This is a genomic window from Streptococcus sp. UBA632 (assembly GCF_002300045.1).
GTDB lineage: Bacteria > Bacillota > Bacilli > Lactobacillales > Streptococcaceae > Streptococcus > Streptococcus alactolyticus.
The window spans coordinates 1-25,891 of sequence record NZ_DBPA01000018.1; the positions used below are offsets into that span (position 1 = coordinate 1).

The window sequence follows — 25,891 nt, forward strand, 5'->3', positions numbered from 1 at the left end:
GTCAGATTCAATTGCTCGCTTGGGTGGATTTGAAGCCAACCTTTCTGCCAAAGAAACGTTAGAAAATCTAGGATTTCGTGTGTCATTTTCAGAACATTACTTAGAGTCTGATATGCTCTATTCTTCTTCAATCAAGAGCCGTGTTGCTGATTTGCACGCTGCTTTTGCTGATGACTCTGTTGATGCTATTCTGGCTACGATTGGTGGTTTTAATTCTAACGAACTGTTGCCCTATCTTGACTACGACTTAATTGCCAAACACCCTAAAATCATCTGTGGCTATTCGGATTCGACAGCCTTTTTGAATGCTATTTTTGCTAAAACTGGAAACCTCACTTACATGGGACCGTCATATTCTAGTTTTAAAATGAAAGAAGGTCAAGATTACCAGAGCAAGGCTTGGTTAAACGCCACGACAAAATCAGCTTACGACCTTGTTCCAAGTCAAGAGTGGTCAAGCGACCCTTGGTATGACCCAACACAACCACGTCATTTTATGCCAACAGAATGGAAAATTTACAACGCAGGGAAAGCTTCTGGCACCATTATTGGTGGAAATTTATCTACTTTTGGACTTCTTCGCGGAACACCGTATGCCCCACAGGTAGAAGACTATGTCCTTTTTTTGGAACAATCCGAAGAAGACGGTTATTACGAATTCACGCGCAATTTGGCAGCAATTTTGCAGGCTTACCCTCAGCCCAAAGCCGTGCTTATCGGACGATTTCCTAAAGAATGCCAAATGACCCAAGATATCTTGATCTACATCTTGGACAAACACCCGATTTTGAAAACCATTCCTGTCATGTATGATCTTGACTTTGCCCACACCCAACCGCTTTTTACCATTACGATTGGAGCAAAAGCTAGCATTGACACGGACAGCTTCAGCATTTCCATTCGGGAATAGGCTTTTTCTCACCATTTGAAAGGGCTTGTGCTGTGGTATAATGGTCATACTGACTATTTTTACATATTGAGGAAAACAGGACTAATGGATACCGTCAACAAATACTTTTCCCTAAGCGTGCGTTATGCGATTCGGGGAATTTTTGCATTTGCTTTTTTAGTTGCCGTAGGATTTTTAGGATGGACTTCTCCGCTTGGGTTGATTATCATTCTAGTTAGCTTTTGGCTGTTTAGAAAAGCCATTCTAGCATTTGGTTCGACACTTTTTAAGTTCATCACGCAACATAAAAGGGCAGTTATGCTCGTGGCAATTGCTTTTCAAATACTCCTGCTATTCTCGGCGAGATTACTCATCCGAAGAGATGCGGCGGTGGTTTTCACAGGAGCCTTTCACTACCTTGCCGAAGATTTAACCGTGAACTACATCACGCGCAACCCCAACAACCTCTTTTTGTTCTTGTACGAACGGCTGTTTTTCAATCTTTTTCATGAAAATGGACTGTGGGGCATGATGGGGTTAAACATGCTTTATGTGAATGCCTCAGCCTATATTATCTATGCCACGGCCAAACGCTATGGCAATCAGAAGATAGCTGATCGTTGCTTTTTCTTCTTTACCTTCCTGTTTCTATTTTCGCCCTTTTTTATGAGCATGTACACGGACGTTTTAGCTTTGCCGCTGCTGTGTTTGCAGACTGCCTTGGCGCTTGCTTTACTACAAACAAACCAAAAGATACAACTCCTAAAAAACGCTACTCTTTTGGGAATCGTGACAGGAGTGACTTATTTCATTCGTCCGACTGCGCTTGTCTTAATCATTGCACTTTTTATGATACTTGGGCTAAACCGTTACTGGAAGAAAGGAATTATCATTTTCAGCCTTTTTCTCGTCAGCTTTGGTAGTATTTATGCTGGCGGCAAATACTTAGAGAGCCACCAAACCGAAATTCAACTGCTCAAAGGTAAAGGCTTAGCCAAATCAGCCCTGCTCTTTGTGGATTTGGGACTGACATTTTCAGGAACAGACCAAGCGGATATGAAAGCGGGATTGTTACAATACGTGGATGAAAGCGAACGGGACAACTACAACAATGGGATGTTTGCCACGGAAAATATCATCAAAGACATCAAGCGTCGCTTAAACGACTACACACCTGTCACTTTTGGGGCACATTTGGTGGTGAAATTGGGAGCAACACTCATGGATGGCAGCTTGGGGTGGACGTATTTTGAAAATCCTGACGATGAAAAAACGCCTTACGTTTCCCCTCTTTATTCCTACACCAAAAACAATGCCTTTTTAAAAGCTGTTCGGCGATTCTGGATTAGCTCAGACACGGTGGAATACCAGCTGTCCTTTCTCATCAGGCAAATCATTTGGTTAATCATGATTATCGGTATGATCAAAGCTACGCGCTTCTCATTTGAAAGCAATGATTTTTTGCTGCTGGCCTTACTTGGCGGCTTAGCCTTCCTCATGATTTTTGAAGGTGGGAAATCACGTTACCTCATTCAATTTATCCCACAAATTCTCCTGCTGGCAGGCAGAGGCTGGGAAAATAACGCTCTTTTTCCAAAAATAAAAGACCTCGACAGTTAATGTCGAGGCTTTTTTGTTAGCCATTACCAAATAATCACACGGTCTTCTGGAGCACGCCACATAGGGTCGCCAGCTTTAACATCAAATTCTTCATGGAAATCATCGAAGTTAGTTAAGGTGACGTTAGTACGAAGCTTGCCAGGAGCGTGAACGTCAATGCTTGCCAACATTTGCATGTACTCTGGACGAGCTTTCATGCGCCAAATGGTTGCAAAATTGATAAAGAAATCACGCGCAGAGAAATCGTCATCTTGTTTGGCTGCCTCAAGTGCGCAAGCCACACCGCCAAGGTCTGCCACGTTTTCAGAAACCGTCAATTTTCCGTTGACTTTCGCTCCGTAAGAATCCAAACCATCAAACTGCTCAACAATTTTATCCGTACGTTCCGTGAAAGCCTTGTAATCTGCTTCTTGCCACCAATTGTTCAAGCTACCATTTTCGTCAAATGAAGCTCCGTTGGTATCAAAGGCGTGAGAAATTTCGTGGGCAATCACTGCTCCGATACCACCATAGTTGGCAGATGAACTTTGTTCCAAACTGTAAAATGGTGCTTGTAAAATAGCAGCTGGAAAGACAATTTGGTTTTGTTGTGGGTCGTAGTAAGCATTGACCATGTGGGCTGGCATATGCCATTCGCTACGGTCAACAGGCTTGTTCCATTTGCTCCAACTATGAGCGATTGAAATCTTAGCAAGATTTTGAGCATTTTCAACCAATGACAACGATTCGTCAATGATTTTCTTGGTATAGGTTTCAGGCAATTTTTCAGGGTAACCAATATGTGGCGTAATCGTGTTGAGTTTGACGATGGCCTTATCACGCGTTTCTTGAGCCAACCAATCTGCTGACGCCAAGCGTTTTTTGTAAACATCAATCATGGTAGCCACTTTGTGTTCCACATCGGCTTTGGCTTCTGGTGAGAATTTTTGACCTGCATACCACAATCCTAGAGCTTGGTTGTAAGGTCCTGAAGCCAAATAATAAGCCGCTTTTTTCTTGTCTATGGCTTGTGGCGTTCCTGAAAGGGCTCGACCATAAGTGCCTGAAAGCACACGAATCTCATCAGTCAAATAGCCATTATAATTACCTGCAGCTGAAAGCACCAAATCAGCCTTTAACAAATCCCAATTGTCTTCTGAGTAATAGTCAGACGCAAACTCTGTCCAAAAACGTTCCTCAGGTACAATAACCTTGTTAGGCACCTCACCCAAAATACGTGTGAAAATCGCATCCAAAGGCAATTCTGGAGCAAGTTTGACAAAATCTGCCCAATCATAAGGGTGGTATAATTTGACGTATTCTGATGATTCTTCACGTGACAAAACGTACTTAGCTAGTTTGGCATCTAAGGCAATCACCTTGTCCAACAAATCGCTGATTTCTTCAGCTGAAAAACCAAATTTTGCCAACAATTCTTCTTGCATGTGACGCCAAATAGCCAGTAATTCTTTCCCTTTTTCGTTATCTTCTGCATAGTAAGTGGTGTCTGGCAAAATGGTTTCAGGAGCCTCAGCCCACAAAACATTTAATTGAGCGTTCATGAAATCAGGTGCCACACCAAATGGAAAGGCGTTTGGTTTGCCAGCCAATTCAAACTCCGCAATCTTACCTGAAAAGTCTGAAAAAGAACCCAAATCTTGGTATTCTTTGATTAAAGGAAGAACGGGTGCAACGCCCACTTCCTCACGTTTGTCGTAGTCTGCAGCCATGCGGTGCAACTTCACAAAGTTTTGCAAAATACTATCATCAGGCACATCCTTGCCACTAAGCCACTTGTCTGTGTTTTCTAACATAAGGTCTTCAATCTCATCTGACAAGTCTGAAAAACCACCTGTGCGAGGCTTATCATCAGGGATGACCGCTGTTTTTTCCCATTCGCCGTTGACGGCATCATAAAAATCATCTTGATATCGAGTCATAACAAATCTCCTTTATTCTGATTAGAACTATTTTATCAAAAAATGCACATAATAGCAGATTTAAAAACGCCTGACTCAAATAATAATAGCAGACATGATAGCGCTTTTTTGCTATACTAATTTTTAAGGAGGCTTTTATGACAACAAAACATTACAATTGGGCAACTTTAGGAACAGGGGTCATTGCTAATGAGTTAGCACAAGCCCTAGAACAACAAGGACGAAAGCTTTATTCTGTCGCTAATCGTACTTATGATAAAGGACTCGCTTTCGCTGAAAAATATGGCATTGACAAGGTTTATCAAAACATTGATGACGTTTTTGATGACCCTGAAGTTGACATTATTTACATCTCAACACCACACAATACCCATATCAATTTCTTGCGCAAAGCTTTGGCCAAAGGCAAACACGTTTTGTGTGAAAAATCAATCACTCTAAACGCTGACGAATTAAACGAAGCCATTAAACTTGCCGAGGACAATCATGTCGTGCTGGCAGAAGCCATGACTATTTTCCACATGCCAATTTACCGTCAATTATCTGAAATCATTGCCAGTGGAAAACTTGGAGAATTGAAAATCATCCAAATGAACTTTGGTAGCTACAAAGAATATGACATGACCAACCGTTTCTTCAATCGCAACCTCGCTGGTGGCGCTCTGCTTGATATCGGTGTTTACGCTCTTTCATTTGTTCGCTGGTTTATGACTTCAACACCCAACCAAATTGCTTCTCAAGTCAAACTTGCCCCAACAGGCGTTGACGAACAGGCAGGTATTTTGCTGACAAATGACCAAGGCGAAATGGCAACCTTGACCTTGAGCCTTCATGCGAAACAACCAAAACGTGGGACCATCGCCTATGATAAAGGCTACATCGAGCTTTACGAATACCCTCGCGGTCAAAAGGCTGTGATTACCTACACTGAAGATGGGCACCAAGAAGTCATCGAAGCTGGCAGCACGGCACTTGCCCTTTCTTACGAAGTCGCTGATATGGAAAAAGCCGTTTCTGGTCAAGAAAATGTCATGCACCTTGACTACACCAAAGATGTCATGGACATCATGACCAAACTCCGCCAAGATTGGAACCTCACTTACCCAGAAGAAGAATAAGCATAGTTATCCACAAATCCATCTCTGACAAGGTCAAATTCAAGTTACTTTTGCAGTAACTGTGTTTTGGCATCGTCAGGGATGCTTTTTTGTTCTTTTATCCACTTTTACACACAAGTTATGAACAACCTGTGGATAACCATGCTCATATTTTGGGGATAACTTGTTTATAATTGTGAAATCCGACTCTCAAAACCCTTGATAAAACAACATAAGGCGTGAATTGTCTTGTGGATAACACAAAAAAAGCAGCTCGTTTGAACTGCTCTTTTTAAATCAAATCATCGCGGCTAACTTGTTCAAAATTTTCCGTGCCATCATTTAATTTATCCCAAATAACCACTTCGCCAGCTTTCAAAGACTTCTGAACATCGATAATACGCTGATTTGAAGACCCACGAAATTGCAACATCAAATTCTTCCTGGTGATGTCAAAGCGACCATCCACCAAAATGTCAATCAAACTCAGCATTTCCAGCTTATCTGGGGTTTCTTGCATCATTTCTTCCCAAGTGTACCCTGTCCAAGACCAAATGTCTTTTTCTGGCAATTCACGGCGCACGCGCTTAATCAAGGGCAATAAAATCCCTGTATTCAAGAAGGGTTCACCGCCCAAAAGCGTCAAACCTTGGACATAAGGTTGTGCCAAATCCGCCATGATTTGCTCTTCTAGCTCCTTGGTATAAGGCATTCCTGCTTGAAATGACCAGGTCGCTGCGTTATAACACCCCTTGCAGTGAAACATACAACCCGACACATACAAGGAATTCCGCACACCTTCTCCATCAACAAAGTTAAATGCTTTGTAATCAATGATACGCCCTTGGCTTAATTCTTCTGATTTCCATTCACCAGGCTTGGGAGTATTCCAATTTGCTTCTTCCATCCTAGCCTTCTTTCTAATCTAATTATTTGACTTATCCACAAGTTATTCTTCAGCCAGATTGATCCAATAACGCTCAGTTGACTCACGGACATCTTCTAAAACACCACCATTTGCTAAAATCACCTTTCGGCTGGCAATATTATCCGTGTGACAAGTCACCAAAGCTTGTTTGATGTTTTTCTTTTTAGCTTCTAGTAAACCTAGATGAAGCTGTTTCTTAGCCAATCCCTTATGACGCTCTGACGGACGAATCGAATACCCAATATGTCCCCCCTTATTTAAGAGATTATCATTTAGACGTAAACGTAAATGCAAAAATCCTAGAACCCTTCCGTTATCATCAAAAGAAACAAATTGAATCGCTGGAACAAACGTTGACGGCACATCAATACCCATTTCACTTAATTGATTTCTTTCAATCCAGTCCTCATAAACAAAGTTATCCACAGACCAAAAACCGCCGTCATGAGCAGATTGACTTGCCTCAAATTCTTTCATCATGTCAATAACAGCTGCTTTATCTGATAATTCAGGTCTTCGTAATTGCATAAACGGTACCTCTATTTACTTTTCTTTTTAGCTTTTTCTAAAAACTGCGCTTTCAACTGACTAACACGCGCTTTTTTGTCAGTTTTCACATTTGAATGTTTTTCATGAAAACGTTCCACTTGTTGCATCCCTTTATAATCTAACTGGTATTTTCCCATTTGCTAATATCCTTTCTAGTCAGACCTCTAACCTGACCCACCAAAATAATAAAGAAGCAGGGACGCATGGTCTCAGCTTCTCATCTTATCAATCAACGACGACTCCCAAAATTAAGCACGGTGTTTGCTATAATCCCCAGGATTTTTAATAGTAGAGCCATTCATGTGTTTAACACGAGCAGAAATTTCTTTGTGGCGACCATTAACCATTGGGCGAGCTTGCGGATTTCCTAGGTAACCACATGTTCGTTTGACAACATCAACGGTTTTAGGGTCGCTATTACCGCAGTTTGGGCAGACAAATCCGCGTTCTGTTGGCGTGAAATCTCCTTCAAAACCACATTGGTAACAACGGTCGATTGGGGTATTGGTACCAAGATAACCAATACGTGTATATGCATAATCCCAAACAGCTTCCAAGGCTTTTGGATTTTGTTGAAGCACTGGGTATTCACAATAATGAATGAAACCACCAGTTGCACCAGCTTCTGGATAAGCTTTTTCAAAATCTAATTTTTCAAATGGTGTTGGGTTCTTACGCACATCGTAGTGGAAAGAATTGGTGTAGTATTCCTTATCGGTAATGTCTTTCACAAGACCAAATTTCTCTGTATCCAAGCGGCAGAAACGGTCAGTCAAGCTTTCAGATGGTGTTGAATATACTGAGAAATGATAATCAAACTCATCTGACCACTCTTCACAGAATTGTTTCATTTTGCGAACGATATCAACCGTAAAGGCTTTAGCTTCAGCATTGCTTTCCCATTCAGGACCATAGAAAACGGTACCCACTTCGTAAAGACCAATGTAACCAAGTGAAACTGTTGCACGGCGATGACGGAAAAGTTCGTCCACATTGTCGTATTTGCCAAGACGTTGACCAAAGGCACCGTATTGATACAAAATAGGGGCATTGGCTGGCGTTGCTTCTTTGACGCGTTCGACTCGGTAAACCAAAGCATCTTTGGCAATACCCATGCGTTCATTGAAAATATCCCAGAATTTGTTCATATCGCCATTTGATTCCATAGCAATACGAGGAAGATTGACCGTCACAACCCCAAGATTCATACGACCTGAGTTGACTTCAACGCCATTTTCGTCTTTCCACCCTTGCAAGAATGAACGGCAACCCATTGGCGCTTTAAATGAACCTGTCAATTCAATGATTTTGTCATAAGACAAGACATCAGGATACATCCGTTTTGTCGCACATTCCAAGGCTAATTGCTTGATATCATAGTTTGGTGTGCCGACTTCTAGGTTAAGACCACTCTTCAACGTGAAAATCAATTTAGGGAAAATGGCTGTGCGGTGTTCGCTACCAAGCCCTTTGATGCGGATTTCAAGAATGGCTTTTTGAATTTCACGTTCAAACCAGTTAGTACCAAGACCAAAACCAAGTGAGGTAAACGGTGTTTGCCCATTTGACGTGAACAAGGTATTGATTTCGTATTCAAGGCTTTGCATCGCATCATAAATGTCTTTTTTCGTTTTGGTACGAGCATAGTCTTCACGAAGGTCTTCTGCTACCCAATCTTGAGCGTCTTTTAAGTGTTTTTTATAATTCAATTCAGCGTAAGGTGCCAAAAATTCATCAATGCGGTCTGCCGTACAACCACCGTATTGGCTAGAAGCTACGTTCGCGATGATTTGCGAAATTTGGGCTGTCGCTGTTTGAATTGATTTTGGACTTTCTACCTCAGCATTGCCAATCTTAAAGCCATTGGCCAACATCCCTTTAAAGTCAATTAAACAGCAGTTAGTCATTGGGGTATATGGGCTATAATCAAGGTCGTGGTAATGAATGTCCCCTTTTTGATGCGCATTAGCCACGTGTGATGGCAACATTTTAAGACCAATTGATTTGCCAACGATACCAGCCGTCAAATCACGTTGTGTGTTGAAAACTTCGCTATCTTTATTGGCGTTTTCATTGACAATGGTTTGATCCTTGTTCAACAATTTATCAATGGTAAAATTGATATCTGTTGCTTGCGAACGCGCAAAATCGCGCTTGGTACGGTAATTGATGTATTCTTGTGCGATGGCATATTCATTAGCTGCCAAAAGCTCATGCTCAACGATATTTTGAATTTCATAAATTTTAACATCGTCTTTAAAGCGGTCTATAATTTCCGCAATGATGTTATTTGAAATGGTTTCTAATTTTGCCTCAACAAGTGGGGATAATTTAGTCACATTATTACTTGCTTTTAGTAAGGCATTGTATATCTTTTCGGCTTCAAAATTAACAGAACGTCCATCACGTTTGATGACTTTGATTGCCGGTTGATCTGTTATTATTTCCTTTTCCAATGTAATCATAAGAACACTCCTTTGCCCGTCTATTATAACACGTTGACTCTAAAAAAATCAATATCTTGTGGCAAATCTTTTAGAAGAACACAAGATATTGATTTTATCGTTATTTATAGTTGTTTTTTACTTCTTACGATAAATCGTAAAGTCAGATACTTTTTTGACCGAAACGGTTTCGTAATTTGATTTTAAATCTTTTTGAACCACCTCAGGCAATTTCTCGTTTTTATGAACGATAACATAAGTCGCCACGTTTTGCAACAACTCATCTTCAAACACTTTTTGATTGTCATCTTTTGCTGTATTGACAAGCGGTGATGAAAATTGCGAACTACTTGGTAAGCCACTTTCTAAATAAATCTTAGAAGAACTATCCCAAACATAAATAGAATCTTCATCAGAAGTATTTGATGCCAAATAAGTAGCAATCGTTGAACGCTGGCTATTATCACCAAAAGTGATGATATTTGACACGATTGGACGTCCTATCCCAACAATCAAAACCAAAACAGGAAGGTAGAGGAACGTTTTCACATAAAACTCAAATGCACCTTTAGTGTTTCGAGAAGACTTTTGACGGCGATTTGAAGAACGAACCATATAGCGTTTGTAACGCTCGTCAAGTGCCACAGCAGTCAAAATCAAGCCAAAAGGCATCGCTGCCAACAAGTGATAGAACTCATACGTCTGTGATACCAAATCAAGCAGCAAAAAGCCGATAAATACCACGAAAATGAGGTATTTGACCATGCGGTCTTTGTTATCTTTAAGCACTTTGTTAAATGAAAGCAAGCCAAACAACAAGCCTGAAAAAAGCAGCAAGCCCACTTGGAAGAGCAAAGTCAAAAAGAAATTATGGTCACTTGTAGCAAAATAAGTAAATGGGTAAACAATGGCTTGTGAAATATAAGGCGATAAAATTTGCAAGTTCAACACAAAGTAACCAACAGTGTACAAAATGAGAATCATCCCAAAAATAATACACAGTAATTGGTAAAAGCCTCGCGCCAAATGTTTTTTTCTTGAGTTATAAACAATAATCGCAATAAAAGACAATAACCAAAAAACCAAGGTTCTTGGGTCTAAAAGCATTGACGCTGACCCTGCAAAGCCATACAAAATAAAGGCTTCATCTTTAATCAGACCTGCAAAGTATTTCGTCAAGAACCATAAAGACACCAAGACAAACGGCATGGCAAATTGGACAGGATACAAGCCGCCAAAACCAAGAGCTACATTTAACAAGTAGAAAACACCACTCATACCCACGGCAAATCGTTGATTAGACGTGAAGTAATGGATGAGTTTGTAAAAATAAATCCCTGACACATAAAAAATGAGCACTTGAAGGGGAACCAGCCACAAGGTTGACCCTAGATAGTAAGCTAAGGCAATCAGGGTGTAATAAAGAAAACCACCTGTCGCAAACATATCTGTAAACGGCAACTGCCCTTTAGTAAACATGAAACCAACGTACAAATTTTGAGATTGCAAACTATTGGCCCAGTCCGTAAGTAAAGGATTGGCTACGGATAAGCATCCCACAATAATACTGATGATTAGCAGAAAAAACTTATGGCGTCTAGGAACCTTGGTGCTGATAGCCGCACCTTGCCTTTTAGGAGTAAAACCACTCGTACGTGACAAGCGACTATAAGACGGCACGCCATTTTGATTTAAATTCACTTCCTCTGATGTATTCACTTATTTTCTCCTTGAATTTCGTCCTTAATAAGTATAACAGAAACTAAACATTAGTCAATTTGATGATTATACCATAAAAAGCTAAAGGATGGCTAAAATAATTGAAAATAGGCTAAATCTCTGAACAAGAAAAAAGAACCGCACATCTTACGTGCAGTTCATCAGGAATCGCTTCATCCAGTATGATTAGTCTTCATCAATGAAGCTATTGAAAACTTCTTCAATCATATCCCACTCAGCGTCAGAGTCTTCAGGGATTGGTTGAAGGTCGCCTTCTGTTCCATCTTCATTTTCAGTGAAAGAATAAGCTTGGATTTCAATTTCACCTTGCTCATCTTCTTCAGCACCAGCAGGAACCAAAAGAACGTAATTCTTACCAAATTCTTCACGACCATCGATGGTCAAAAGAATTTCAAATAAGGTTTCATTTCCGTGCTCATCGACTAAGGTAATAACTTCATGTTCGTGTTCATGATTATGTGCCATGGGCTTTCTCCTTTAAAACATTCTATCCAAATAATTTTGTAAAATAAGCTGCGCAGCCAATTTGTCAATCACTTTTTTACGTTTGCCTCGACTCACATCAGCTTGTTCTACCAACATACGCTCTGCCTGTACGGTCGTCAAGCGTTCGTCTTGGTAATCCACAGGGATACCAAATAAATCCGCAATCTTGTCACCATATGACTTACTGACCTCAACACGAGGACCTTCGGTATTGTTCATATTTTTAGGCAGACCAACAACAAATTTATCGACTTTATATTCTTTAACCAGCTGACCTAATCGGTCAAAGCCAAATTCGCCAGCTTCTTCATCGATTTTGATAATCTCGACACCTTGAGCGGTAAAACCAAGTGGGTCACTAATGGCAACACCAACTGTTTTTGAACCGACATCTAGTCCCATTATTCTCATTTTAAATCAATTCCATTTCCTTTGAGATAATATCGAACAAGTTCTTCAACAATCTCATCACGTTCGTATTTGCGAATCTGATTTCTAGCATTGTTATAACGAGGAACATAAGCAGGGTCCCCACTCAAAACGTAACCTACAATCTGATTAATTGGATTGTATCCCTTTTCATCGAGAGAACGATACACTGTTGTCAAAGTCTCGCTGATTTCTTTTTTGTTTCTATCGTCTAAATTGAAGCGTACAGTTTCATCTGTAAATCCCATACTTACACCTTCTTTCTAAAACAGCTATCACCAACTATTATAGCCTATTCAAAAGGATTTCACAAGAATCTAACTTTATTTCAGTAAACTTTATCACCCTTTTTTCACACCATGCAAAAACACCTCAAACATCAGCCCACAAAGCCTACGTTTAAGGTGTTCTTATCAATCTGTTGCTGGCTAATCCTAACCATCAGCCCACTGTTATATGACCTTGAAAAACACCATCATAGTGCGGCACGAAGACGGGCTTCTGTGTTTTCTACATTACGAATAGAACGTGGTAGAAAAGCACGAATGTCATCTTCCTTGTAACCAACTTGAAGGCGTTTTTCATCAATCAAAATCGGACTTTTTAGGATACGTGGATTTTCTTGAATCAAGTCAATAACCTCACTCAAGCTCAATTCATCTAAATTGCAATCCAAGGCTTTGGCATAGCGGTTTTTAGAGGAAACAATACTCTCTATACCATTTTCTGTTTTTGTTAATATAGCTAAAATTTCTTCTCGGGTTAGCGGTTCTTTTCCTAAATTCTGTTCTTTATAAGGGAGCTGATGAGCGTTTAGCCAAGCTTTCGCTTTCTTACAGCTTGTACAACTAGAAATCGTATAAATTTTAATCATGTGTACTCTCACTTTCTATCCCATGATACTTGTATTATAGCACACTAATCTGAACGAAAACATGGGACCTAAGACCGATTTCTAACGAAAAACTGTTATTATTCTTCAATTTCGATCGTATCTTCGAGGTCAAGAACCACTTCGTCTGATGGTTCTTTTTGAGTTGGCTCTTCGTTGTCACTAGCAACTGGAGCATCAGGAGCATCAGCATCTTCAATTAAACCATAATGCACGCGCACTTTATGGTCAATTTCATCGAAGATTTCAGGGTGGTCACTCAAGTATTTCTTCGCATTCTCTGAACCTTGACCAATTTTGTCGTCATTGTAAGAGAACCAAGCACCAGCTTTCTTGATGATATTCAAATCACTGGCGATTTTAAGCAATTCACCCGTGCGTGAAATTCCTTCTCCGTACATGATTTCCACTTCAGCTGTTTTAAAGGGTGGAGCCACCTTGTTTTTAACGACTTTGATCTTGGTTTCTTTACCGATGCTGCTATCTTTTTGGTCACCTGTTCCCTTGATTTGTGTGTTACCACGCACATCTAGACGAATAGAAGAATAAAACTTCAAGGCACGTCCACCAGGAGTTGTCTCAGGGTTTCCAAACATCACACCAACTTTTTCACGCAACTGGTTAATGAAAATAGCGATGGTTTTTGTTTTGTTGATAGAAGCAGATAATTTACGCATGGCTTGGCTCATCATACGAGCTTGCAAACCAACGTGGTTATCACCAATATCACCATCAATTTCAGCACGCGGTACCAAAGCTGCCACTGAATCGACAACGACAAGGTCAACGGCACCAGAATCAATCAATTTCCCTGCAATCTCAAGTCCTTGTTCACCTGAATCAGGTTGTGATAACAAAAGTTCATCAATATTAACCCCAAGAGCTGCGGCATAAGATGGGTCCAAAGCGTGTTCAGCATCGATAAAGGCTGCCACACCACCTTCTTTTTGAGCTTGCGCAACGGCATGAAGGGCGACCGTTGTTTTACCTGAAGATTCAGGTCCGTAGATTTCAATGATACGTCCTTTAGGATAGCCACCAGCTCCAAGTGCAATATCAAGAGCTAAACTACCTGAGCTCATCACTTGAACTTTTTGTTCTGCACGCTCGCCAAGTCGCATCACAGCGCCTTTCCCGAAATCTTTTTCAATCATTTTCAAAGCATCATCTAGTGCTTTTTTACGCTCGTCACCAAATTTTTTAGTAACAGCTTCTGTTTTCTTTGTTTTTTTTGCCAAATTATTCCCTTTCTGATTATTCGAAATACGACTTTATTATACCAAAAATCAAATGTCTAATAAAGCTTGACGTACTAAGTTAAAAGCGTACAAAGTCGCGATATGACGGACATCTGAACGACTTTTACCACCGATATGAAGATGAATCGAACGGCAATCGTCTTTTGTCGAAATGCCAATAAAAATGGTTCCTGCTGGATGTCCTTCCAAACTATCTGGACCAGCAACGCCAGTCAAACCAATGCCGATATCTGCACCTGTCAACAAACGTGATTGTTCCGCCATTTTTTCAGCGGTAAAGTGACTAACCACACCATGTTCTTGCAAATCTTCTAATGGAATGTGCAACAATTTTGATTTTTCTTCCATGCTGTATGTCACAAAACCGCCGTTAAAGACGGAAGAGGCACCTGAAAAGTCTGCGATAGTGGATTGAAATAGCCCTGCGGTCAAACTTTCTGCTGCTGTAATGGTTTTATGGTGTTCTTTGAGCAATTGAAAGACCACACGCGCCAAACTATTATCATCACCATAACCGTAAAGCAATTCACTCAATGGGACATTATCCAAGGTTGATTTAGCCAAAATAGCTTGTTCCAATTGGTCTAATTTTACCTTAGCGGCAGCCTCATCTGCTGCTTTTGTTGACAAACGAAGTGTTACCTCACCTGTTTTAGCATAAGGAGCAATGGTTGGGTCTGTTTGATTGTCAATCAAGTCAGACAGAACGGTTACCAATTGGCTTTCCCCGATGCCAAAGAAACGCAAAACCCGTGAATATAGGCGTTCATTATGTCCTGACAAAAGAGGAACCAATTCATTTAAGACCATCGGTTTTAATTCACTTGGCGGACCTGGTAGCACGACGTAAGTAACGCCATCAACAGTTACCAAGCCACCCACAGCTAAACCTGTGATATTTTGCAAGGGCGTTGCCCCCTCAATTAACTGAGCTTGACGGTCATTGTTGGCCGTACGAACAAATTGGGGACGCGTTGCAAAATAGTCATTCAAACGTTGATTGGCTTCTTCGTTGATCACCAAATCGCGTTTGAGGTATTTTGCCAAAGTTTGTTTAGTTAAATCATCTTCCGTTGGTCCCAAGCCACCACACAAAACGATGAGGTCGCTTCTTTGACTGGCTAAATCAATAACCGACAACAGACGCTCTTCGTTATCACCTACGGTAGTTTGAAAAAAGACATCAATTCCCAATTTAGCAAATTCTTCTGAGAGAAATTGAGCATTGGTGTTGGTAATTTGACCTGTTAAAATTTCTGTTCCAACAGTAATCAGTTCAGCTTTCATAATGACCTCCTGCTTATTTATTCGTTTTTTAACTGTGTTTCACATGAAACATCAGCCCTTCATCAGCATCTTAAGACTTGATTTGATGTATTGTTCTGCTGTTTCATTGGTACCTTCAAAGAACTGGCGGATTTTCTTGAGTTCTGTGGCTTTATAGCCCAATGCCAAAAGAGCTTCCATGGCTTCTTCAAGCGGCTCGTTGCTTGCTGTTTTTGCCTGAGCAGCTCTGCCATTTTCCACAGGAACATCGACGAACTTCCCTGCCAAATCCAAAACCATCTGTTGCGCTGTTTTTTTCCCGATTTTTGGGAATTTCATCAAGTACTTGATGTCGCTCGTGTCAATCGCATGAACCAAGCCTTCGTTGTCATCTACGGCAATAATAGCTAGCGCCGTCGTTGGTCCAATCCCTGATACCGAAATCAAGTTCAAAAAGACGGACTTTTCATCTTCAGTATGAAAACCAAACAACAACTGAGCATCCTCACGAACAACTTGATGCACATAAATCTGCATCTCTTGATTAACTAAGTTTGAAAAACTGTAAGGGTTAGCCACATTCACGATGTAACCCAAACCGCCAGCCTCCACAACGATGTACTTGGCGGTGATTTTGGTTAATTTTCCTTTGATGTAATCATACATATCAATATTTTCCTAACTCTCTTAAACTAGTATGATTTTCTTGAATCCGACGGAACATTTTTTCCATATCTACTTTGGTGAAATGCACCAAGACAGGACGGCCATGCGGACAATTGTAGGGATTTTTACAGTGGGACAATTGAACCAATAAATGCCGAGCCGAGTAGTCGTCTAGTATATGATTGGCTTTAATTGAACGCTTGCAAGACATCATAATAGCCAATTCAGCACGGTACTTTTTCACCGATACATCATTAGTCAATAAAAGCATGTCGCACATTTCATAAACCGCCGACTCAATTTCTTCCTCCTTCATCCAAATCGGATGCTCACGTAAGATAAAAGTATTGTTGCCATACGGCTCCAAATGGATACCGACTTGCTGCAACAAAGGCATTTTTTCTTGTAAAGCAATGAAATCAGCCCCTGAAAATTCAAAAAGATAGGGCATGAGCAGTTGCTGTAAAGAACTGTCAACCTCTCCGATTTTTTCGCGGTAATACTCGTATTTCACACGTTCTTGCGCAGCGTGTTGGTCGATGATGTACAAGCCATCTGTTCCCTGAGCAAAGAGATAAGTTCCATGCATTTGCCCAAAATAGTCCAACTCTGGGAAGGTTGACGACTCCTCCGTATCAAGGGTTTCAATCATCCTAGTAATTTTAGCTTTATTGGCAAAATCCAAAGCATCGTGTTCATCACCTGATGTTTCTGGCGTTAAACGTTGAGCGTATTTCACTGACGGTTGCTTGTCAACTTCCTTGACAACCTTGTCAATGTCATTAAACACCTGTCTTGGTTGCTCTTCGACGGTGTCAGATTTGACAAAAAAGTCTTGACGCTCCTTATCATAATACAAATCCGTTTGCTTTAAAGGAAGAGTGGTTTGTTCAGGTTTTGCTAACCCGCGTGTGCTTGATTTGGCAAGATTTTCAAGCGCATCTGGAATCAAATCCTGCTCTCGCAAGCTCTCTGAAATAGCCGAACTAATCAAAACCATTAACTCTTTTTCCTTAGAAATACGAACTTCCTGCTTTGTGGGATGGACATTGACATCCGCTAAATAAGGGTCAATTTGAATATCAATAACCGCAATAGGGAAACGCCCCACCATCAATTTCGAACCGTAGCCATCCAAAATAGCACGATTCAGCAAGAAATTTTTGATGTAACGGCCATTAATCAAAATGGTAATGTAATTCCGATTGGCACGTGTCAACTCAGGCAAACTAATGTATCCTGACACTTCAAAATCAAGGTCAGCATTAGAAATCTCAATCATTTTCTTCGCTGTATTGAGGCCGTAAATGCCTGCAATCGCCTGACGCAAATCCCCTGTTCCAGCAGTTATCGTCATCTGACGACCGTCATTTATCAATTTAAAAGCCACCTCAGGATGAGCCAAACTCAAACGATTGACCACATCCACAATGTGTGCCAATTCTGATTGAAGGCTTTTCATGTATTTGAGGCGAGCAGGTGTATTATAAAACAGATCCTCAACGGTGATTTTCGTGCCCACAGGGGTTGAAATGGGTTCTTGCTTTTCAATTTCGCCACCTTTAGCCACCAAAAGTGTCCCGTAATCTTCGTCCGCCGTTGCCGTCTTTAGCGTGAAATGACTGATTGACGCAATAGACGGTAGAGCTTCGCCGCGAAATCCTAGCGTTCGAATGCGAAAAAGATCAGCTTGACTTTTGATTTTACTCGTCGCATGACGTTGTAAACTAAGAGCAACATCTTCTTGGGCGATCCCTTCCCCATTGTCAGTCACTTGAATTTTCTTAAGGCCTGATTCCTCAACCTCTATCGTGATTTGACTACTCCCAGCATCAATCGCATTTTCCACTAATTCCTTGACAACGCTGGCTGGTCGCTCGATAACTTCACCCGCCGCAATCTGGTTAGCCAAAACTTCTGGTAACTCGATAATTTTACTCATATGATTCGTAGGGCTTTTCAAGCACCTTTATTCCTTTCGTTCTTGCTTGTTTAATTCTTATTATAACACAAACTAAAGAGGCCATCTCTTTTGAGATCACCTCTTGTGCTTACAGCATATTCTTCAGTTCATAAATAACATTCATGGCCTGCATGGGCGTCAAATTCATCAAATCAACTTTTCTGAGAGCCTCAATGACCTCTTGGTTAGCCGTGTCATCTGCAAAAAAATTAAGCTGCTCTACCTTAGGCTCTTCGTTATTGACTGGAGTTTCTTCAACCACCGAAGAATCCACTTCTGGCAGCAACTGCAGCTTGGCAGCACCAGATTCTAAGCGCGTCAAAATGCTGTCTGCACGTTGCAACAAGGATTTTGGTAAGCCCGCAATTTTAGCAACATGAATGCCGTAAGACTTGTCTGCAGGTCCTTCTGCAATTTTGTGAAGGAAAGTCACGTCACCATCTTTTTCAAGAGTCGCAACATGGACATTGACAAGTTGTGTCAAGGTTGTTGACAGAGTTGTCAATTCATGATAATGGGTCGCAAACATCGTCTTTGCTCCGATGTGGTCGTGAATGTATTCAATAATAGATTGGGCTAGAGCCATACCGTCGTAGGTCGCTGTCCCACGTCCCAATTCATCAAACAAAATCAAGGATTGCTGGCTGGCTCGCTTGATGGCTTGGTTGGCTTCCATCATTTCCACCATGAAAGTGGATTGCCCTGAAATCAAATCATCTGCGGCACCAATTCGCGTGAAAATCGCATCAAAAACAGGCAGATTCACTGCTTCCGCCGCAACGTAAGACCCCATTTGTGCCATGATAACCGTCAAAGCCAACTGACGCATATAAGTGGATTTACCACTCATATTTGGACCAGTAATCAATTGAATCGTCGTTTGCTCATCAAATGTAATGGTATTTGGAATGTATTCTTGGGTCCCCATGACTTTTTCAACCACCGCATGACGCCCTTTTTCAATATAGATTTCTTTCTGCTGGTTAAAACGCGGACGAACATAATGGTTATTTTCTGCGACAACGGCTAAACTTTGCAAGACATCAACCGTTGAAATGGCCTTTGCCAAATCCTGCAAACGTGTGATGTAACGCTCAACTTGCCCGCGCACGCGCATGAAAATATCGTATTCCAAGTTTGCTGATTCCTCGCGCGCCTCCAACATCTCCCCTTCGATTTTAGCTAATTCTGCCGTTCCAAAACGCTCTGAATTTTTCAGCGTTGCTTTACGGAAGAAATAATCAGGCACCAAAGACAGATTGGAATTGGTCACATGGAAATAGTAACCGTCTTTTTTGTTATAGTCGATTTTTAGATTGGCGATGCCACTTGCCGCTCGTTCTTTGGCCTCAATTTCAGCAATCCAGCTGGTTCCCTCACGCATGACTTTGCGGTATTTGTCCAAGGTTTCATCAAATCCCGTCCGAATAATACTGCCATCTGTAATAACCGCAGGCGCTTCTGGGTCAATCGCTGAGCGAATCAAGGATTCTAATTCTGGTAGGGTGTCAATATCCTTGACAAGCTTGTCAAGGTAAGGGCTGGCAAAGGATTCCAAAATAGCTTTGATTTTTGGAACTTGTGACAAGGTCTGACCCAGCTGCAACAAATCCTTGGGATTGGCTTTCCCAAAGGACACCCGACTGGCTAAACGTTCAATATCATAAACACCTTTGAGGCTGTCTGTCAAATCACTGCGCTCAAAGAAATGGTCCAAAAAGACTTGAACAATATTTTGCCGTTCGTCAATCTGCTCTTGGTTCACCAAGGGACGGTCAATCCACTGGCGCAACAGACGCATTCCCATCGCCGTCTTGGTTTCATCCAAGAGCCAGTAAAGACTGCCGTGTTTTTTGCCTGTGCGTGCATTTTCCAACAAATCAAGGCTTGATTTTGTCGTATAAGACATTTGCAAGTAGTCTTTGATGTCGTAGTGGACGAGCTTTTGCAGATGACTGAGTTCGCGTTTTTGTGTCGTATGAACATACTGCAATAATTTCTCTGCCGCAGAAATTTCCAAATCCGTCAAGGTTTGGTCCACCAAATGCACGTCTTCGTAGCGGTCTTTTTCAAAAGATAAGAGCAAATTCAACTGTTTCACCAGATGGTGTTGCTCTGTTTCAGACAAATCATAGCCCACCACAATTTCACGAGCCTTAAGATTGAGGATTTCACTGCGAAGGCTTGAAAAATCAGACAAAATCGTCGAGAAAAATTCCCCTGTTGACAGGTCCATGTAGGCTAATCCAAGGGCTTTTCCGTCTGAATCAATTGCCACCAAAAAGTTATTGGCGCTGTCTGGTTTAGAAGAATCAACCGCCGTCCCTGGCGTGATAACTTGCACCACTTCACGTTTGACCACGCCAACCGCTTGTTTTGGGTCCTCCATCTGCTCAGCAATCGCAACCTTATACCCCATTTCAACCAAAACATCGATATACTGTTGGGCAGAATGGTAAGGCACACCAGCCATAGGAATTGGATTATCCGCATTTTTATTGCGACTAGTCAAACTAATCTCTAAAATCTGTGCAGCCTTGACGGCATCCTCGTAAAATAACTCGTAAAAGTCTCCCATGCGAAAAAGTAAAAAAGCATCTGGATAATCTTTTTTGATATCCAAATACTGTTGCATGCCTGGGGAAAGTTTATCTTTTGCCATTGCTTAACTCCTCGTTAATCTTTGTTTCCAAGCTATTTGTAATATATTGTACCAAATCACTGGCATCTTGCATTTTGTCCCGATAATCTTTGACAATCGGCAGTTCTGACAAGTCTTTTTGCAGCTGGTCCGCTTGTTCGCCAGCTTTTTCTTTGGCAACCTGTTTGTCAATCTTCTGATAAAGCACCGCTTCTTGCTGATAAGCCTTCATCTTATCGACTTGTTGCTCCAATTCTGGGAAAGCCTTAATTTTTTGCTCTGCTTTTTGAAAATACCGCACGCTATCATGCTGTTTTATCGCTTGAAGGAGGTTTTCTACTGCTTTATCGTAAGAACTCATACACCCGTCGCCAAATCTTTTTCAAAGGCTTTGGCCGTTTCTTCGTCTTTGCAAATAACCAACAAAGTATCCGCACCTGCCACCGTTCCGATAATTTCTGGAATCTCACTGTTATCAATCAAATTGGCTAAAACGTCAGCCTCCCCAAGATTGGTATGAAGGACCAGCATAAAACCAGCACGCGCAACTTTTAAAATGTAAGAGCGAACCGCAGCATCAAAAGTAGCTCCAACCACCTCAGCCAAGCTATAATACAATTTTCCAGACGCATCACGGAGCTTCAAAAGCCCAATTTCACGCAAATCACGCGACAAGGTCGCCTGCGTTACAGTAATACCTTCTTTTTGCAACAAATTTTTAATCTCTTCTTGCGTGCCAATATGACCCGTCTGAATCAAGTATTTAATACGGTTTTGTCGTTCTATTTTATTCATATAAGTTTCCCTTTATGTATATTTATCCTTAGAATTATACCAAAAAAAAAGAACTTTTTCATCACAATTGTAGGTATTATCTCTATTTTTATCCAGTTTTTAGACTTCAAGCATTTTCTTTTCTTCCATCTCGTTTATTTTTTATTTTTATGTTAAAATAATATGAACTAATGACTTTAGGAGAACATCATGGATACAAAACGTACTATTGCAGAACGCATTCACACTATTGTTCCAGAATTAGACCAAGAACAAGTTGTGAATCTGCTTGAAATTCCAAAAAATTCAGATATGGGAGATTTGGCTTTTCCTGCCTTTTCACTCGCTAAAATCCTCCGCAAAGCTCCTCAAATGATTGCAGCTGATATTGCAGGGCAATTGGATGCGACTGGATTTGAAAAAATTGAAGCGGTTGGACCATACATCAACTTCTTCCTTGACAAAAAAAGCATCTCTGCAGATGTTTTAGGAAAAGTTATCGCAGACGGTAGCCACTACGCTAGCCAGGACTTGGGACACGGACGCAACGTTGCTATTGATATGTCAAGCCCAAACATCGCAAAACCTTTCTCTATTGGGCACCTTCGCTCAACTGTTATCGGCGATAGCTTGGCTAATATTTTTGAAAAAATCGGTTATAAAGCTGTTAAAATCAATCACCTTGGTGACTGGGGTAAACAGTTTGGAATGTTGATTGTTGCCTACAAAAAATGGGGTGACGAAGCTGCCGTCAAGGCTCATCCAATCGATGAGCTGTTAAAACTCTATATTCGCATCAATGCTGAGGCAGAAACACAACCTGAGTTAGACGAAGAAGCACGCGAATGGTTCCGTAAATTGGAGGCAGGCGACGAAGAAGCTACTGCTCTTTGGCAATGGTTCCGTGACGAAAGCCTTGTTGAATTTAACCGCCTTTACAACGAACTTGGGGTTACCTTTGATAGTTATAACGGAGAAGCCTTCTATAACGATAAGATGGACGAAGTGGTGGACATCTTGACAGAAAAAGGCTTGCTTGAAGAATCGCAAGGTGCCCAAGTGGTTAACCTTGAAAAATACGGTATCGAACACCCAGCGCTTATCAAAAAATCAGACGGTGCCACGCTTTACATTACGCGTGACTTGGCGGCTGCCTTGTACCGCAAACGTGAGTACGATTTTGCCAAAGCCATTTACGTTGTAGGTAATGAACAATCAGCTCACTTCAAACAATTGAAAGCCGTTCTTAGCGAAATGGGATTTGAGTGGAGTGATGACATTACACACGTACCGTTTGGACTTGTGACCAAAGAAGGCAAAAAATTGTCAACACGTAAAGGTAACGTTATCCTACTTGAACCAACTATTGCAGAAGCAATCAAACGTGCCGAAGACCAAATCAATGCCAAAAATCCTAACCTTGCTAACAAGGAAGCCGTTGCCCACGCCGTTGGAGTTGGTGCTATTAAATTCTACGATTTGAAAACAGACCGCCTAAACGGATATGACTTTGACCTTGACGCAATGGTATCATTTGAAGGGGAAACAGGCCCTTATATTCAATACGCTCACGCGCGTATCCAGTCTATCCTTCGTAAAGCTAACTTTACACCATCTGTCAACGATGTTTACAAACTTGACGATGCTGAAAGCTGGGAAATCATTAAACTCATTCAAGACTTCCCTCGTATTATCAAACGTGCCGCAGATAACTTTGAACCTTCTATCATTGCTAAATTTGCAATCAGCTTGGCACAAAGCTTCAACAAATACTACGCACACACACGTATTCTTGATGAAAGCCCAGAACGTGACAGCCGCCTAGCCCTCAGCTACGCTACGGCAACCGTTCTAAAAGAAGCCCTTCGTCTTCTTGGAGTTGAAGCACCTGACGAAATGTAAAACTAAAAAAAGCCGTTTATCACGGCTTTTTTTATGTCTTTAAAACGGTTTTTTCTGCACATTTAACCAGTCAAAAAGGTTGTGATAACATATGCCATTAACCTTCGCTTGGCTCCTTCCACCTTTGTCCGCATTATTTGGTGAAAATCCTGAAAGGTCTGTCGCCTTTTTAATATCAGCCATGGATTGCACACCAAACACCTCGTCATTGAAGAAATACAACCATGACCAGTGTCCTGGATAAGTCATCCCTTTGATGTCTGATCCTTCCACGCTTTCATAATAAGAAAACCATGCATTAGTCGCACCGCTATCTAACAGCGATTTGTAAATGGGAAGAGAATAGTTTTCAGGAGCAACAATCGTGTCATCTGCTGCATGGATAAACCAAATGGGAGTATCTTTGATAGCATTTAATTTTGCTTCATCAAAATAGACTTCGTCGGTCTGGATAAAGGTGCCATTATCAGTAGAAAGGGCATAAGTCCCATCAGACTGTCGTTGGTAGCAATGATAGGCATAAGCCGCAGCCTGCGGAATCAATGCCGCAAAATAATTAGGATTGTGAATGGCAAGATTTAAGGTCATGTAACCACCATTAGAGCAACCCGTCAGATACAGACGATTCTTGTCAATCTTAGGATTGCGGGATACAAAATCTTGAATGGCGTCCATAACGATGTCGGTATAACGAGAAACACCTGCCCCCACACCATTTTTTCCATCGCCTTCATCCATCCAGTAAGTCGGACATTGGAGAGCTAAGATATAAGCTCCCGTGCCGCCCTCACCCTCAAAATGAGCTTGAATCTTTGGTTGAGCCAGTGCCACAACCTTATTGCCCAACAAGGTGATGTCAACATCTGACCCACCTTCACCTTGCCCATGAAGCCAAATTAACAAAGGCAGTTTTTCTGCTGTTTTTGCAGTCTCAGGTTCATAAGCCACACACTGAAGCCTTAATGCTTCATCTTGCTTAGTCAAAGGATTGGTATAGGTTCCTGAGTACTCGCTATGATACTGGAAAGGAGCCACATCTGGTGATAAAAGGTTAGTAATAGCATTGTAATCCTCAATCTCAAGAGTTACAACCTCATGTCCCATAGTAACTAGCAAGCCCTTAATAGACACCTTGTAGTCACGAACCCACTCATGATGATAATTCGCACCATTGAAAAAGAAAGGGCTGGAAACATTCTTCATCTGCTTCTGGTCAAAAGTGACTGGCATCTCAATCGTCAGATAAACACTCTCATCACGCCCAATCAAGTGTCCCTCATTATCTGAAATATAAACCTGACTCACCTGACGGTTTTCACCAGCAGTGACCACAATCAAAGACTCCGTCGACACCGCCGAAATAGGATTTGCCAAAGTCAAAATGATTTTTGGAACTCCTGGCCCAAACTCATACCCCTTGATGTACAGTGCTATGCTATCAATACTATTTTTCATTTTAAATCTCTTTTCTTTTTGTTTGTAATCGGTTACATTTGCTGGTTAAAAATTAGAAATCATCCTACAACGTAGGTACATTTCTAATCGTGTTTTATTTCTTCCGTCTAATGTTAAAGTCTGACGATACAACTTCGTCAACGTCGATAATGGAGATGAAAGCATAGGGGTCTAATTCTGCCATAATGGCCTTGACTTCTCGGACTTCTGTTGGATTGAGAACAACGTACAAGACGTTTTTATCTTCGCCTGAATAAGCACCTTGACCATTTAGAAAAGTCACACCACGGTTGATTTCATTGAGGATAGCTGAGGCAGCTTCTTCTGATTTTTGGGTAATAATCAGCATACCACGTACAGTGTAGCCTCCATTTTGCACAATTGTCAAAACTTGACTATAAACAAAACTGGCAACCAAAGTGTAGAGCATGTGTTGTAAATCAATATAAACGAGGGAAGCTGTCAAAACAACGGCATCAATAAAGAGTAAGGTTTGCCCTAGTTTTAAGCCTAACTTTTCCTCAGCAATACGTCCAATGATATCTGTCCCACCAGTTGTAGCGCCGTAACGAAACACCAAACCACTTCCAGCACCTGAAAATAGCCCCGCAACAACAGCAACCAGCATCATATCATTTTCAAGGGTGACATGGATAGGAACCCGTTGCCAAAACCAAATGAAAAACGACAAGAGAACCGTTCCGTAAATGGTCAAAGCAAGCGAACGTTTTCCCAAAATCCTAGCCCCCAAAATAAACAAGGGGATGTTCAAAATCAAGGAAGAATAAGCAGGGTTAATGCCATAAAGAGCATGGACAATCAGCGTCACACCGGCAACACCACCTTCAGCAAGGGCATTGGCCATGTTAAATTTTACAAACCCGAAAGTGTAAATCGCTACACCAACGGCAATCAACAAGAGACGTTTGAGTTGTCCCAATCGTTCAAATGACATTTTCCCACCTCCAAAAT

At 41.3% G+C, this 25,891-nt stretch carries 23 protein-coding genes; 4 read left to right on the forward strand and 19 right to left on the reverse strand.

Translation table 11 applies throughout. From position 1 onward, the window contains the following. Together B3473_RS02035 and B3473_RS02040 are read left to right on the forward strand one after the other, a co-directional pair. Window positions 1-910 (forward strand): S66 family peptidase (locus B3473_RS02035; RefSeq protein WP_293651041.1); only part of this gene is annotated, 910 nt, incomplete at its 5' end. Window positions 911-994: 84 nt separating this feature from the next. Then, on the forward strand, window positions 995-2,509 hold the full coding sequence (locus tag B3473_RS02040; RefSeq protein WP_235280794.1) for a glycosyltransferase family 39 protein: 1,515 nt from the start codon (window positions 995-997) through the stop codon (window positions 2,507-2,509). A 23-nt stretch (window positions 2,510-2,532) separates the two neighbouring features. Here B3473_RS02040 and B3473_RS02045 read toward each other — a convergent pair whose 3' ends face one another. Further along, window positions 2,533-4,428 (reverse strand): M13 family metallopeptidase, encoded by a 1,896-nt coding sequence (locus B3473_RS02045; RefSeq protein ID WP_293651042.1) that lies wholly within the window; start codon window positions 4,426-4,428, stop codon window positions 2,533-2,535. Window positions 4,429-4,565: 137 nt separating this feature from the next. Here B3473_RS02045 and B3473_RS02050 point away from each other — a divergent pair, with 137 nt between their 5' ends. Then, on the forward strand, window positions 4,566-5,546 hold the full coding sequence (locus B3473_RS02050) for a Gfo/Idh/MocA family protein (RefSeq protein ID WP_154454907.1): 981 nt from the start codon (window positions 4,566-4,568) through the stop codon (window positions 5,544-5,546). A gap of 271 nt (window positions 5,547-5,817) precedes the next feature. Here B3473_RS02050 and nrdG read toward each other — a convergent pair whose 3' ends face one another. The 16 genes from nrdG to argR all read right to left on the reverse strand — a co-directional run bounded on the left by nrdG (window position 5,818) and on the right by argR (window position 21,583). Continuing rightward, entirely contained in the window at window positions 5,818-6,432 is a 615-nt protein-coding gene (nrdG, locus tag B3473_RS02055; protein ID WP_154454906.1) for an anaerobic ribonucleoside-triphosphate reductase activating protein, read from the reverse strand. A 42-nt stretch (window positions 6,433-6,474) separates the two neighbouring features. After that, complete coding sequence (locus B3473_RS02060) at window positions 6,475-6,981, reverse strand: GNAT family N-acetyltransferase (protein WP_293651043.1); 507 nt, start codon at window positions 6,979-6,981, stop codon at window positions 6,475-6,477. 11 nt (window positions 6,982-6,992) lie between these two features. Then, a complete protein-coding gene (locus tag B3473_RS02065) occupies window positions 6,993-7,139 on the reverse strand; it encodes a hypothetical protein (RefSeq protein WP_012962621.1) in 147 nt (48 codons plus the stop codon). A 111-nt stretch (window positions 7,140-7,250) separates the two neighbouring features. After that, window positions 7,251-9,467 (reverse strand): anaerobic ribonucleoside-triphosphate reductase, encoded by a 2,217-nt coding sequence (gene nrdD / locus B3473_RS02070; protein ID WP_154454904.1) that lies wholly within the window; start codon window positions 9,465-9,467, stop codon window positions 7,251-7,253. A gap of 117 nt (window positions 9,468-9,584) precedes the next feature. Continuing rightward, window positions 9,585-11,165, reverse strand: a complete 1,581-nt coding sequence (locus B3473_RS02075; RefSeq protein WP_167829292.1) for a DUF2079 domain-containing protein — start codon at window positions 11,163-11,165, stop codon at window positions 9,585-9,587. Window positions 11,166-11,351: 186 nt separating this feature from the next. Beyond that, a complete protein-coding gene (locus B3473_RS02080; protein WP_154454978.1) occupies window positions 11,352-11,651 on the reverse strand; it encodes a DUF1292 domain-containing protein in 300 nt (99 codons plus the stop codon). 12 nt (window positions 11,652-11,663) lie between these two features. Further along, window positions 11,664-12,083 carry a Holliday junction resolvase RuvX gene (ruvX, locus tag B3473_RS02085; protein ID WP_154454977.1) on the reverse strand — a complete coding sequence of 140 codons (420 nt, stop codon included), beginning with the start codon at window positions 12,081-12,083 and terminating at the stop codon, window positions 11,664-11,666. Next, entirely contained in the window at window positions 12,080-12,349 is a 270-nt protein-coding gene (locus tag B3473_RS02090; RefSeq protein WP_154454976.1) for an IreB family regulatory phosphoprotein, read from the reverse strand. Before B3473_RS02090 ends, ruvX begins: the two co-directional genes overlap by 4 nt. Before the next feature lie 227 nt (window positions 12,350-12,576). Then, on the reverse strand, window positions 12,577-12,975 hold the full coding sequence (spx, locus tag B3473_RS02095) for a transcriptional regulator Spx (RefSeq protein WP_154454975.1): 399 nt from the start codon (window positions 12,973-12,975) through the stop codon (window positions 12,577-12,579). Between the two features lie 98 nt (window positions 12,976-13,073). After that, window positions 13,074-14,231 (reverse strand): recombinase RecA, encoded by a 1,158-nt coding sequence (recA, locus tag B3473_RS02100; protein WP_154454974.1) that lies wholly within the window; start codon window positions 14,229-14,231, stop codon window positions 13,074-13,076. Between the two features lie 48 nt (window positions 14,232-14,279). After that, window positions 14,280-15,539, reverse strand: coding sequence for a competence/damage-inducible protein A (locus B3473_RS02105; protein WP_293651046.1), 1,260 nt, complete (start codon window positions 15,537-15,539; stop codon window positions 14,280-14,282). Between the two features lie 51 nt (window positions 15,540-15,590). Beyond that, complete coding sequence (gene ruvA, locus B3473_RS02110; RefSeq protein ID WP_154454972.1) at window positions 15,591-16,184, reverse strand: Holliday junction branch migration protein RuvA; 594 nt, start codon at window positions 16,182-16,184, stop codon at window positions 15,591-15,593. A 1-nt stretch (window position 16,185) separates the two neighbouring features. After that, entirely contained in the window at window positions 16,186-18,126 is a 1,941-nt protein-coding gene (gene mutL, locus B3473_RS02115) for a DNA mismatch repair endonuclease MutL (protein WP_154454971.1), read from the reverse strand. A 109-nt stretch (window positions 18,127-18,235) separates the two neighbouring features. Further along, window positions 18,236-20,809, reverse strand: a complete 2,574-nt coding sequence (mutS, locus tag B3473_RS02120; RefSeq protein WP_154454970.1) for a DNA mismatch repair protein MutS — start codon at window positions 20,807-20,809, stop codon at window positions 18,236-18,238. Then, complete coding sequence (locus B3473_RS02125) at window positions 20,796-21,149, reverse strand: YlbF family regulator (protein WP_154454969.1); 354 nt, start codon at window positions 21,147-21,149, stop codon at window positions 20,796-20,798. Before B3473_RS02125 ends, mutS begins: the two co-directional genes overlap by 14 nt. Beyond that, the gene (argR, locus tag B3473_RS02130; RefSeq protein WP_154454968.1) at window positions 21,146-21,583 is read right to left on the reverse strand and encodes an arginine repressor; all 438 of its coding nucleotides are present in this window, start codon (window positions 21,581-21,583) and stop codon (window positions 21,146-21,148) included. The genes B3473_RS02125 and argR overlap by 4 nt, the downstream gene beginning before the upstream one ends. A gap of 189 nt (window positions 21,584-21,772) precedes the next feature. Between argR and argS the strand changes: the two genes are divergently transcribed. After that, window positions 21,773-23,464, forward strand: coding sequence for an arginine--tRNA ligase (gene argS, locus B3473_RS02135; protein WP_293651047.1), 1,692 nt, complete (start codon window positions 21,773-21,775; stop codon window positions 23,462-23,464). 39 nt (window positions 23,465-23,503) lie between these two features. Here argS and B3473_RS02140 read toward each other — a convergent pair whose 3' ends face one another. Beyond that, on the reverse strand, window positions 23,504-24,919 hold the full coding sequence (locus B3473_RS02140) for a prolyl oligopeptidase family serine peptidase (protein ID WP_154454966.1): 1,416 nt from the start codon (window positions 24,917-24,919) through the stop codon (window positions 23,504-23,506). Window positions 24,920-25,013: 94 nt separating this feature from the next. After that, window positions 25,014-25,874, reverse strand: a complete 861-nt coding sequence (locus B3473_RS02145; RefSeq protein ID WP_154454965.1) for a YitT family protein — start codon at window positions 25,872-25,874, stop codon at window positions 25,014-25,016. Window positions 25,875-25,891 lie beyond the last annotated feature (17 nt).